Here is an 11,276-nt window from a genome sequence, read left to right on the forward strand (position 1 = left end):
TCGCGAGGGAGTCCAGATCAGGCGTCACAACCGATCTTTGGACTCCCTCGCTTCATGTCATGCGTGCCAGCGAGCCCTTGGCATCAATCATCTAGAAGGGGGCTCGCGTGTACGCCCCGTCGTGAACGCCCTGCCATCGAGGAGACGGCCGAGCTTCCACCGGACTCCGTAACGTTCACTGGTCTGGCCTGCAAAGCTCACTCGCGTTCCGAACCAAGGTCAGACCACCGAAAACCGGAGCAAGTTGTGGGATAAGCGATGCTTACCCCGGCACCGCCAAGGCGGAGCAAGTTGTGAGGAAAGGAGTCCTTACCCCGCCTGCACCTCGCAGCGGATGGAGTTGCCCTCGCCCAGGGGTGCGAGGGCAACGCGGATGACCCTCAGGGCAAGACCCTCAGGGACCAGCATCGCAGCCCGACCCAAGCCCGCCGGGCATGCTGGCTCGATACCGAAAGCCCTACGCCGCGGCCCCGACCATCGGTACGGTAGCGATCCGTAGTGGCTTCAACACGGCATCGGGGGCCAGCGTGAGGGGCAGTGGCATCACGTTCGGCAAGTTCATCGCGCTCCGTCGCGCCGAGATGGAGTGGACCCAGCTCCGCCTCGCCGCCGAACTCGATCGCAGCGAGGTCTGGATGTCGCTGGTCGAACGGGACTTGCAGCAGGTGAAGGACCTGACCCTGCTCCGGCGCCTCGCAGAGGTACTGCGCTGCGAGCTCAGCGAGCTGATGGCCTTACCGCAACCGGCCTCCAACCGGCCGAAGTCCCGCCCCCGCAAGTCCACCTCCGTTACGCTGACGAGCACTTCCGCTGCTGAGGAGGACGATGTGCGACGCCGCCCGTTCCTGACCCTGGCGGCTGCCGCCCTGTTCACCCCGGCCGCCGGCCAGCAGGCCGCGCACGCCGAGACGGCCTCACCGCTCGCCGGCCTGGAGGACCTACTGCTCTACGGGGCGGGGCGGATTCCGACGCCCCGCAGCGAGCCGACCCGCGAATCCGTCGCTGCTTCGCTCCTGACGTCTCGTTGCGAATTCAAGGCGGCCCACTATGACGCGCTCGCCGAAGCCCTGCCGAGCCGGATCGCCGCCGCCCAGATGGTCGGCAGCACCGAGGAGCGGGCTCGCAACGTCGCCCAGATCTACAACCTCGCGGTCCGGTTGTGCATCAAGGTCGGCGATAACAACCTGGTGGCCATCACCGCCGACCGCGCGCTCACCGCCGCCCGGGACGGCGGTGACCCCCTGGTGGTCGCCGAGGCACAGCGGATGGTCTCCAGCGCCTGGCGCCGCCAGGGCAGCCTGGCCCGTGCAACCGACATCGTGGTGGTCGCCGCCGAAGACCTCCTCTCCGACACCACGGTGTCCGAGTCCGCCCGCCTGGCCGCCCGCGGCGACCTGTATGCCACCGCTGCCTACACCGCCGCGAAGACCGGCGACCGCGCCTACGCGCACTCGCTGATCCGCGAGGCCGCCGACAGCGCCGCAGCTGCCGGCCGGGCCTCCGGCCTGATGGACGGCGTCCAAGGCGTCGCCCTGCACGAGTTGTCGGTGCACTACGAGCTCGGCGACGCCGGCCGGGCGATCGAGCTGGCCTCCACGATCGACCCTACCGCGCTGCCGACCGCCGAGCGGCAGGCCCGCTTCTTCACCGACGTGGCCCGCGCGTTCGACCAGTGGGGCAAACCCGAACAGTGCTACCGGGCTCTGCTGGCCGCCGAGGAGGCAGCTCCGCAGGAAGTGCGCCGGGGTGCCGTCCGCGACCTCGCCACCACCCTGCTGCGGCACGACCGCAAGCTGCCCGGCGTCCGGGACTTTGCCGCCCGAGCGGGCGTCCAGATCATCTGACCCGTAGCCGGACTACGGCCCGTAGTCCGGATACGGATCCGGCCTTTCGCCCGGCGGTTCACTGGGGAACGTCCACCCCTCCCTCTGCTGCCGAAGGCCCTCCCATGCCAACGCCCAGCACCTCCCTGCCGCCCGCCAGCCGGCGGCACGCCGCCCCGGCGGACCGCGACCGGCTCGGTGCCTTCCTCGCCGCTTCCTGGGCCGCCCTGCACCTGCCCGTACTCGCCATGCTCGGCCTGTCGGTCCACAACCAGCTGGCCGAGGCCAGCCCGCGGATGGCGGCGACCGCGCCCGACCTGCCCGCCTCCTGAGGCCCCGGGGGCCGTCGTGACGGCCCCGCCCCCTTCTTCCACTCGCTCGCCCGAGAGGAGATCCAGCCATGCACCGGCTGACCGACGCGCCCGCGCTGCACACCGAGCTGGAGCGCATCGACTACCGCACCACCCCCGCGTACTACTTCGACACCGAGCACGTCACCGACCCGGTCGTGCTGGAGCTGCTGAACTGCTGCCCGACCGTCTTCGGCATCAAGAAGGCCATCACCGACCTGCTGGCCGGCAACCTGAACATCCCGCTGCCGGAGGCGACCGGGACCGTCGAGCCCGGCGCCACCGTCCGGGGCCACGTGATCGTGGCACCCGGAGCCGTCATTGCCGAAGGCGCGTTCGTCACTGGCCCGGTGCTGGTCTGCCCCGGCGCGGTGATCGAGGCCGGCGCCCGGGTGCGCGACAACACCGTCGTCGGCCCCGGCTGCCGGATCGGCTTCGGCGCGGAGGTCACCCGCTCATTGCTGACCGGCGGGGTGTTCATGAAGCACACCAGCTTCGTCGGCGACTCCGTGCTCGGCCTCGGCGTCAACATCGGCGCGTTCGTGTCCACCACCGGCCTGCGGGTCACCTCCGGACCGGTCACCGAACCGGCCACCGAAGAGGTCTGCGCCCACCTCGACGGCCGCCGCATCCCCACCGGCCAGACCAAGTTCGGCGCGGTGATCGGCGACGGCGTGATCGTTCCCGCCGGCACCGTCCTCCAGCCCGCCACCCTCATCGGCGCACACACCCTGCTCTACCCGAAGACCCAGGTCGGGGGCTTCTTCCCGGCCGGAAGCCAGGGAAGGTGACCATGCCCACCACCGACACCACCCCGACGACCGACGAGAGGGCCGTGCGGATCACCGGCGGCCGCCGCCTGGCCGGCACCGCCACCGTCCAGGGCAGCAAGAACATCGCCCTGCACCTGTACGCCGCCGCGCTCCTCGCCGACGACCCGCTCACCCTGGTCCACGCACCCGAGATCCTGGACACCTCGGTCGTCGCCGACATCCTGCACCGCACCGGCACCCGCACCACCGTGACCGGCGACGAGTTCGCCACCCGGCCGGCCGACTCCTACTTCCCCGTCATTCCGGACGACCTCGGACGGCGCATCCGCACCACCGCAGTAATGGGCGGCGCCCTGCTGGCCCGCGCCGGCAAGGTCACCTTCCCCACCCCCGGCGGGGACGCCTTCTGCGCCCGCTACATCGACCGGCACCTGGCCGCGATGGAAGCCGCCGGGGCCGAGGTCGAAGTGAACCGGGGCCGGGTACGGGCCCGCTTCACCGGCAAACGCCTGCCGTTCATCACCGACGCCGAGACCCGCTCGTGGGGGCCAAGCCTGGGCGCGACGGTCACCGCGATGCTGCTGGCTGCCCGGACCCCGGGCACCTCCGCGATCCTCAACCCCAGTGTGGAACCCGAGGTCACCCACACCGCCGCCCTGCTCTCGCAGGTCGGCGTCGGCATCAAGTGGCGGGGCAGGAAGGCCCTGAACGTCACCGGCACCGACCGCATCCGGGGCGGGGTATTCACCGTCCCGCCGGATCGGCTGGAGGCCGCCACCCTCGCGTTGGCCGCCGCCATCACCGGCGGCACCGTCCACCTGGACGGCTTCCCACCGGCCGCGTTCCCGGACGGGCTTGTGTCGGTCTTCGCCGACGCTGGAATCCAGTTCGACCCGCTGGACGGCGGAACGGCCGTCAGCACCCCGGCCGGGCCGAGGCCGGTACAGATGGCCACCGGCCCGCACCCGGGCTTCCCGACCGACGTGCAGCCGCAGTTGACCGCCTTCCTCACCCAGGCCGAGGGCACCTCCCGCATCGACGAGCGGATCTACACCCAGCGCGACACCCACCTGCCCGCCCTGGCCGCGTTCGGCGCCGCCGTCAATGCGACCGGCTCGGTGATCACCGTCCGGGGCCGGTCCGCGCTCACCGGCGCCGACGTGGCCGGGGAGGACATCCGGGCGGTGACCGCGCTCGTGATCGCCGCCCTGGCCGCCCAGGGCACCTCTACGATCCGAGGGATGTACCACCTGCGGCGCGGATACGGCAGCCTGCTGCCGAAGTTGGCCGCGCTCGGTGCCCACCTGACGATCGACCAGGAGTAGCCGTGACTAACACCGTGCCGTGGACCCCGAACGCGCTCGCCGACCTGCGCGAGTGCCTGGACCTGATGACCGCAGACGGCACCGTGCCCGGCGGCGTCATCGCCCACGGCACCTTCGACACCGATCCCGGCTACCTGGCCTCCGGCATCGTCGCCCCCGACTGCGGCGACGCCCGGCCGGGGCCGGACACGGTGTACGACGTGGCCTCGCTGACCAAGGTCCTGGCCACCTGGCCGCTGGTCGGCACCTCCCTCATGGACGGCTTCACCCTGGACACCACAATGCGCGACCTGCTGACCGGCATCCCGGCCGAGGCGCCCGGCGGCCGGGTGACGGTGAGCCAGATCCTGTCGCACACCTCCGGCCTGCGGGCCGACACCCGCCTCGACCGGTACCGGGGCCGCCCCGAGCCACTGGCCGAGCTGATCTGCGGCGAGGAGCTGATCGCCGAACCCGGAGCCGGACACCGCTACATCAACCGCGGCTTCATCCTCCTCGGCCTGGCCCTGGCCCACTACCGTGGCCGACGCCTGGACGAACTGGCGGCCGAGCTCTGGCAGCACCTCGGCATGGCTGGCACCACCTACGGACCGGTGCCCCGCTCCGCTCAGGTCGCCCCGACCGAGCAGCGGTTGACCGGCGGGCCCCGGCTGTGGGGGATGCCGCACGACGACAACGCCGCCCTGCTCGGCGGAGTCGCCGGCCACGCCGGGGTGTTCACCACCCCGGCCGACCTCTCCACCTACGCCACCCACCTCCTGACCTCACACGCCACCGATGGGCCCCTGGGCCGCTGGCTCGCCCACAGCATGCAGCCGCAGGCCGAAATCGAACCCGGCCTCGACCGGGGCCTGGCCTGGATCCTCGCCGACGAGGGCCGCGTCGCCTACCACCACGGTTTCACCGGAACCAGCCTCTACCTCGCCCCGACCACTGGTCGCTACCTGGCCATCTGCACCAACGCCGTCTACCAGCACCAGGACAACCGCACCCGCCTCGCCCCGCTGCGGACCCTCGCCCTCAAGGCGATCACCGACGAACCCTAGGAGGGCCTACCGTGCCCAGCACCACGTTCGCGCCCCTGACCACACTGCGGCTCGGGGGCCCCGCCGAGCACGTTCTGACGATCTCCACCCCCGCCGACTGGGCCGACGCCGTCAGGACGATCGGGCAGCGCCACGAACAGGTACCCGTGGTGCTGGGCCACGGCAGCAACGTCATCGCCTCCGACGCCGGGCACCCCGGCACCGTCGTAGTCATGAACACCCGGGGCATCACCGCCACCCGCGTGGACGACACCACAGTCGACGTCACCGTGCAGGCCGGACACCCACTCACCGACCTCACCGCCTGGGCCGCCGCCGAGCACCTGGCCGGGATCGAGTGCCTGGCCGGGGTACCCGGCACCACCGGGGCGGCCCCCGTTCAGAACGCCGGCGCCTACGGTCAGCAGATCTCCGACACCCTCGACCACCTGACGGTGTGGGACTGGGAGATGGGCCGTATGCGGACCCTGCCCGCCGAGGCATGCCGCCTCCGCCACCGCCACAGCCGGTTCAAGAGCAACCCCGGCCGCTGGACCGTCCTGACGGCGACGTTCCACCTCACCCGCTCACCGGCCGCCCCCGTCACCTACCAGCCGCTGGCTGACGAACTCGGCACCTCCATCGGCACCCGACCGCCCGTCGCCGAAGTGACGGCCGCCGTTCTCGCCAACCGCCACAGCCGCGGACTCCTCCTCGACCCCCACGGCCCTGCCGCCCGCCAGGCCGGATCGGTCTTCCTCAACCCGCCCGTCACCGCCACCCAGGCCACCCGCCTGTCCGCCACCGGCTGCCCCGTCCACACCGACAGCGACGGACAACTCCGGGCCAGCGCCGGCTGGCTCCTGGAACACATCGGCTACCGCCCCGGCTACAAGATCGCCTCCGGCATCCGTTGCTCGGAACACCGCACCCTCACCCTCACCGCCCACGACGGCGCAACCGCGACCGGCTTCGCCCAAGCCCTCACGGAACTCTCGGCCCAGGTCGAGATCGCGACCGGCATCACACTGCAGCCCGAGCCAGTGGCAGTCGGCATTTGGACCTAACAGACCTTGTTGGATCTGCGCCCCCGATAGTCCACCCGATCCGAGCCGGGTACCGGGGGACAGGTTCAACCTGGGTCCACTGGCCAGTTACACCGGCCTGGTGGAGCGCTTCCCGCCCATAGACAGACAAGTGGATCTTCTACCTTGGGCCGATTTTGCATAGCATCCGTCGTCGGCCAGGTCTATAGTGAGCGAATGCTTCGACGCCTTCGGCACTCGAATATGACCATACTCAGAAAGTCGGATTGGCCCGAAAGTCCGGCCGAGTCTGGCATCCCATTGTTTAGCTCTCGCGCATCATTGCGACGGGTGATCGTAGTGGCCGATGCAGACTGCCTGATTGCCAGCGAAGCTGATTCATGGAGCCCCGAACTGGTACTCAGCGGGCTGCTTACCCATGATCTCGTGAAGCTATATAGATACGCCGACGACGGCCCTCCCGTCGAAATTCCTCGGCAGGACTATGGACACTACCGCAAAGCTACTCCCGGCTGGGTGGAGCTATGCCCCGAAGATGAAGTTGGGGACGATGTTCGGCACGTTGTCTATTCCGACTCCGAGACCGCGACCGTCAGCGCTATCATCGGGAACCGGGCAGAGATCGCGCGAGCCGAAAACACAGTAAAGGCTTACAAGGAACTTGGCGAAGCAGCCGCACGCGAACGACGCGCAGCAGATTCCCAAGCCGCTCAGGTCGCCGAAGCCGTATATGCCGATCTCTTCATCACAAACAGGCCATCCCTGAAAGAGACCAGGATTCCGTACGGGGTAACCACATGCACGCCGCGAGAAGCTCTAGCGTTGCTTGGCCTCTACTTCCGAGCACAGGGTCTTTATATAACGTACCGATGCATCGACGGGCGCGGCACGTACACCATGAACAAAGGACTCTACTACTGGGTCGGCACACGAGAACTGCTGCCAGCCGCATGGCGCTGGTTCGGAGCTTGCGCCCAGCATGCGAACGGTAGCGGCGATCAGACACTCCTCCATCTTGGCGGCTCACTACTGCGCCGCGTGCAGACTGCCCTTCAAAGCCGCGACGAGCTCCATGCTGCAATTAACCTCGAACAGAATAACGACACCGCCCAAGAAGTATTGAACTGCCTGGACGTCATCCTCGTTTCACTTATGGGTGCAATTGACGTGTCAGCCCGAGTGGCACATCACGCGCTTAGCCTCCAAAGCGGGATCTACACTGCCGCGTGGCAAAAGAAAAGCTGGCTCAAAGAAATCGAAGCCAAGGAGGGAAGCCTGGCGGCAACCGTTGGGCCAAATACATCAGGCCGGCACATAGTTACAATCCTTCGACTGCTGCGGAACTCCGTGCACGGCGAGGCATTGTCTAGCCTATCGGTTCGAAACTTGGGCGGCCCGGTCGAAACCCACATGAACCTGCCGCAGGCGGATTCTCCCGAAATTTTGGCAGCAATGGATGCACTGGGCGGAAGATCGACATGGGGGGCTCAGGAGATTATCCATGGGCGCTGGAATGTTGACCCTGCCACCCTGACGGAAAGACTTTTCCCTCAGGTCATTGAACTGCTGAACACCTTGATGGGAAAAACTCCAGTCGAACTACTCAGCCACGTCAGCATCACCTCGCAGGACACGCTGCCACCGCCCGATCCGCAAGGCCCCTTTGCCGAGCGGGCAAGAGAGAGCATCCGCTGGCAACTCGGCCTTTACTGACTCAGACATTACAAGGATGCAGTCAGGTAACTCTCCACCGCTTCCGCCCTACTGGCACCGCCAGCGTGCCGATGGGGACGTCCAGGGGCCTATGAGACGGACCAGTGCCCCACTGCGAGTGACCGCCGTGGTCTCAGTTTTGGTCTCGTTCATCCTCGTCCAGCCGGGTTCAGCCGCCACCCAGTGGTTCGCTCCGCCGCAGGTCAGGACGGGGGTGAACCTCGACGGACGCTGTTCGGGAGAATTGGAAAGCGTGTTGGGGGCAACCCCTCACGAGTTCGAATCTCGTATCCTCCGCACTCGCCCGCCAGGGCAAACGAGGGCCCCGACCGCATCAGCGGTCGGGGCCCTCGTCGTTCCGTGGTTGCAGGTGTTCCTTCTCCGATGGATTCGAACCCCGCCGAATGGCATCGAACACCACAGTCTTGATCAGTGGGAACATCGGGCGCTCCCCCGGGAGGGCGCCCGGCCTGGCTCAGAGCCAGCCGCGCTGGGCCGCCTTGAGGCCCGCCTCGAACCGGCTGGTGGCGTCCAGGCGCTCCATGAGGGCGGCCATCTGGCGACGCACGGTCCGCAAGGAGACCCCGAGACGCTTGCCGGCGGCCTCGTCGGTCAGGCCGGTGGCGAGGAGCTTCAGCAGCTCCTTCTCGGTGGGATTCAGGCCGGTGTCCGTCTCGCGCTGGCGGTCCGCCCCGAGCGGGACGGCGGTGTCCCAGGCCTGTTGGAACAGGGCGAGCAACGCGGCCACGATCCCCTCCTCCCGCGTGCAGAGCGCCCCACGGCGGGTGTCCATGGGGTCGATCGGCAGCACGGCGACCTGCCGGTCGAACACCAGCATGCGAGGCGGCAGGACCGGGGCGGTACGCACCTGTCCGCCGGCATCGGTCATCCACTGCGCGTACGCGAGGGTGGCCGGGTCGTTGCGCACGCTGTCCTGGTAGAGCGTCATCAGGGTGACACCGCGTCCCAGCGCCTCCGCGTCGAGCGGCCTGGACGCGTCGAGGCTCTCCTGGACCGGCCGCCTCCGGGCATCACCGCCAGGCATTCACCCTGCAGCTCCTTGGCCAGCACCCTCAGCTTCGCCTGGATCGCCTCCATCCCGACCAGGCGCTCCGAGCCGCCGACGACGGCGACTCCCGGTCGCAGTTGGGCGCACTCGGCCACCGCACGGACCATCGCCGTCTTCTGCGTTGCCAGTTCGTGGTGGCGGCGGGCGAGCTCCTCCTCCTGCCGAAGGAGCATCAGTTCCAGTGCGACCGGGGGCTCGACCACGCGCAGCCCGGTCGGATGGAAGGGGGAATCCCGCGCGATCGTGAGATCAGCGAGTTCGTCGAGCGCCTCGCGCACCGTGCTCTCCGGCAGGGCCAGCTGCGCGCACAGCTCCGCGACCCCGACTTCGGGGTCGGTGAGCATCCCCCGGTAGACAGCCTCGACGGTCCGGTCCAGCCCCAGCATTTCCAGCATGAAAGCGCCCCCCAGCTAGCCACTGAAAGATCGTTCCCCAGCTTCGCGGGCGACCTTTCCAGCAAGGTACAGCAGCGGCAACCAAGTCCGGCCACGCGGACCCCGGAGGCCGGAGGCACCAAGGTGACAGGCCCATTGGCTCCTTGGCGCCAGGCCGAACCCATTCCACTGGGCCTCTCCGGGCAGCAAGATATTGATCACCGGCACAGCGGCGAGAACGAAACCCGCTCGCCAGGACCGCTCCGAGGCCTCCCGCCTCCCCACACACTTCACCGACAGGGGTACCGCCATGCCTAACGCCGCCCGCCTGCTCAAGGTCTCCGCCATCACCGCCGCGCTGTTCCTCGGCACCGCACCGGCCGCGCTGACGACGGCGGCCGGGGCGCAGACCACGGTGGCAAGCGTCACGGTGGCGAGCGCCACGGCGGCAAGCACCACGGCGGCGAGCGCCACGGCGAGTTCCATCGGCTGGGACGTCACCCCGGCCGGCTCGGCCATCAGCGGCGGCCCGCAGGCCGACAGCATCGGTTGGGACTGACCTGCCGTGCACATCGTCCACCTGACCCTGCACCAGGTGGTGAGCACGGGCTCCGAGGAAGCCGACGCGCACACCGTGCACGACGCCCTGTGGGCGCACGCCCAGTCGCGCCACGGCCTGGAACACGTCCGCGCCCGTGCCGGTCCGCACGGCATCGACCTCGTCCTGTTCCTCCGGGCCGGCAGCCCGAGTGAGGCAGCGGCACATGCGTGCGAGCTGCTCGGCTTCGCCACCAGGTCAAAGATCTTCTCCCGGTACGTCATACCGCTGCTCGGGCGGTAAGGCTCCGCCCTCCCGCAGAGGCCTCCCGCAGAGCTCCCCCCCAGAGCCCTCCCCCAGAGCCCTCTCCCCGCAGACTCCCCGCACCCTGGCACGGCCTCCGCCGCGCCACGCCTCATCGAAGGACTTATGTCATGACCATGACCATGCCCACCACCCGTCGCCTCAAGCAGACCGGTCTGGCCGCGCTCATCGCCGCCACCGCAGTGACCGGCCTGACGGTTGCCCCGGCCCACGCGAGCACGACGTCCTCGATCGCCGCCACCGCGACCGCAGAGGTCGGCAACGGGCCCTGCGCCCACGGCGGTTACTCGTCCGGGCTGAACAGCCAGAGCACCAGCTGCGACGGCTCCGGCGGCCAGTCCCAGGCCTGGTGCGCGGACTTCGTCGGCTGGGTGTGGTCCCAGTACGACGTCGCCCACCTCTCCGCGATCGACAACACCGCGGCCAGCGTCTACGACTACGGCAAGACCTACGGCACCCTGCACAGCACCCCGCAGGTGGGCGACGCCGTCGTCTACAACTACAACGCCTCCAGCGACTACGCCGACCACGTGGCGCTGGTCACCGCGGTGAGCGGCGACTCCATCACCGTGGTCGGTGGCAACGAGGGCCACTCGAGCGGCCACTCCCAGGGCATCGTGCAGCAGGAGAGCACCTCCCACTACGCGGTGGGCGACGCGCCCTGGAACCAGACCATCAGCGGGTACATCAGCCCGGTCGTGAAGCCCTCGGTCACCTTGAACTACTCGCAGACGATCGCCGGGGACTACAACGGCGACAAGGTCTCCGACCTGTTCGCCAAGGACTCCGCAGGCAACCTGTCCGTCTGGACGGGCAACAAGGGCGCGGGCTTCAGCACCAAGAAGCAGCTCACCAGCGGCTGGAACTTCACCCAGACCGCCACCGCGGACTTCACCGGCGACGGCATAGCCGACCT

At 68.9% G+C, this 11,276-nt stretch carries 12 protein-coding genes; 10 read left to right on the forward strand and 2 right to left on the reverse strand.

Annotation, left to right across the window (positions count from 1 at the left end; all coding sequences use genetic code 11):
• Positions 1 to 527 precede the first annotated feature (527 nt).
• The 7 genes from ACIQWA_RS21815 to ACIQWA_RS21845 all read left to right on the forward strand — a co-directional run bounded on the left by ACIQWA_RS21815 (position 528) and on the right by ACIQWA_RS21845 (position 8,055).
• On the forward strand, positions 528 to 1,844 hold the full coding sequence (locus ACIQWA_RS21815; protein ID WP_402484756.1) for a helix-turn-helix domain-containing protein: 1,317 nt from the start codon (positions 528 to 530) through the stop codon (positions 1,842 to 1,844).
• A gap of 104 nt (positions 1,845 to 1,948) precedes the next feature.
• Positions 1,949 to 2,155 carry a hypothetical protein gene (locus ACIQWA_RS21820; RefSeq protein ID WP_402484759.1) on the forward strand — a complete coding sequence of 69 codons (207 nt, stop codon included), beginning with the start codon at positions 1,949 to 1,951 and terminating at the stop codon, positions 2,153 to 2,155.
• Positions 2,156 to 2,223: 68 nt separating this feature from the next.
• The gene (locus ACIQWA_RS21825) at positions 2,224 to 2,964 is read left to right on the forward strand and encodes a hypothetical protein (protein ID WP_402484761.1); all 741 of its coding nucleotides are present in this window, start codon (positions 2,224 to 2,226) and stop codon (positions 2,962 to 2,964) included.
• 2 nt (positions 2,965 to 2,966) lie between these two features.
• A complete protein-coding gene (locus tag ACIQWA_RS21830; protein WP_402484764.1) occupies positions 2,967 to 4,271 on the forward strand; it encodes a UDP-N-acetylglucosamine 1-carboxyvinyltransferase in 1,305 nt (434 codons plus the stop codon).
• 2 nt (positions 4,272 to 4,273) lie between these two features.
• Positions 4,274 to 5,317: a serine hydrolase domain-containing protein gene (locus ACIQWA_RS21835; protein ID WP_402484766.1), complete on the forward strand. Its 1,044-nt coding sequence runs from the start codon at positions 4,274 to 4,276 to the stop codon at positions 5,315 to 5,317.
• An 11-nt stretch (positions 5,318 to 5,328) separates the two neighbouring features.
• Positions 5,329 to 6,363 (forward strand): UDP-N-acetylmuramate dehydrogenase, encoded by a 1,035-nt coding sequence (locus ACIQWA_RS21840; RefSeq protein ID WP_402484769.1) that lies wholly within the window; start codon positions 5,329 to 5,331, stop codon positions 6,361 to 6,363.
• Between the two features lie 222 nt (positions 6,364 to 6,585).
• Entirely contained in the window at positions 6,586 to 8,055 is a 1,470-nt protein-coding gene (locus tag ACIQWA_RS21845) for a hypothetical protein (protein ID WP_402484772.1), read from the forward strand.
• Positions 8,056 to 8,530: 475 nt separating this feature from the next.
• On the opposite strand, the gene ACIQWA_RS21850 is transcribed toward ACIQWA_RS21845, so the two are convergent.
• Entirely contained in the window at positions 8,531 to 9,004 is a 474-nt protein-coding gene (locus tag ACIQWA_RS21850) for a LuxR C-terminal-related transcriptional regulator (RefSeq protein WP_402484775.1), read from the reverse strand.
• On the reverse strand, positions 9,004 to 9,519 hold the full coding sequence (locus tag ACIQWA_RS21855) for a hypothetical protein (RefSeq protein WP_402484777.1): 516 nt from the start codon (positions 9,517 to 9,519) through the stop codon (positions 9,004 to 9,006). The genes ACIQWA_RS21850 and ACIQWA_RS21855 overlap by 1 nt, the downstream gene beginning before the upstream one ends.
• 289 nt (positions 9,520 to 9,808) lie before the next feature.
• On the opposite strand from ACIQWA_RS21855, the gene ACIQWA_RS21860 reads away from it, so the two are divergent.
• From ACIQWA_RS21860 to ACIQWA_RS21870, 3 genes are all read left to right on the forward strand, one after another.
• Positions 9,809 to 10,057, forward strand: a complete 249-nt coding sequence (locus ACIQWA_RS21860; protein WP_402484780.1) for a hypothetical protein — start codon at positions 9,809 to 9,811, stop codon at positions 10,055 to 10,057.
• Positions 10,058 to 10,063: 6 nt separating this feature from the next.
• Positions 10,064 to 10,339, forward strand: coding sequence for a hypothetical protein (locus tag ACIQWA_RS21865; protein ID WP_402484782.1), 276 nt, complete (start codon positions 10,064 to 10,066; stop codon positions 10,337 to 10,339).
• A 131-nt stretch (positions 10,340 to 10,470) separates the two neighbouring features.
• Positions 10,471 to 11,276 (forward strand): CHAP domain-containing protein (locus tag ACIQWA_RS21870; RefSeq protein WP_402484784.1); only part of this gene is annotated, 806 nt, incomplete at its 3' end.

Origin of the sequence: Kitasatospora sp. NPDC098652 (assembly GCF_044760155.1) — a bacterium.
Taxonomy (GTDB): Bacteria; Actinomycetota; Actinomycetes; order Streptomycetales; family Streptomycetaceae; genus Kitasatospora.

Bases quoted from the DNA above. Each gene is read 5' to 3' on its own strand.
- ACIQWA_RS21855 (WP_402484777.1), bottom strand. From the start codon at position 9,519: ATGCTGGAAATGCTGGGGCTGGACCGGACCGTCGAGGCTGTCTACCGG.
- ACIQWA_RS21825 (WP_402484761.1), top strand. From the start codon at position 2,224: ATGCACCGGCTGACCGACGCGCCCGCGCTGCACACCGAGCTGGAGCGC.
- ACIQWA_RS21830 (WP_402484764.1), top strand. From the start codon at position 2,967: ATGCCCACCACCGACACCACCCCGACGACCGACGAGAGGGCCGTGCGG.
- ACIQWA_RS21845 (WP_402484772.1), top strand. From the start codon at position 6,586: ATGACCATACTCAGAAAGTCGGATTGGCCCGAAAGTCCGGCCGAGTCT.
- ACIQWA_RS21860 (WP_402484780.1), top strand. From the start codon at position 9,809: ATGCCTAACGCCGCCCGCCTGCTCAAGGTCTCCGCCATCACCGCCGCG.
- ACIQWA_RS21850 (WP_402484775.1), bottom strand. From the start codon at position 9,004: ATGACGCTCTACCAGGACAGCGTGCGCAACGACCCGGCCACCCTCGCG.
- ACIQWA_RS21820 (WP_402484759.1), top strand. From the start codon at position 1,949: ATGCCAACGCCCAGCACCTCCCTGCCGCCCGCCAGCCGGCGGCACGCC.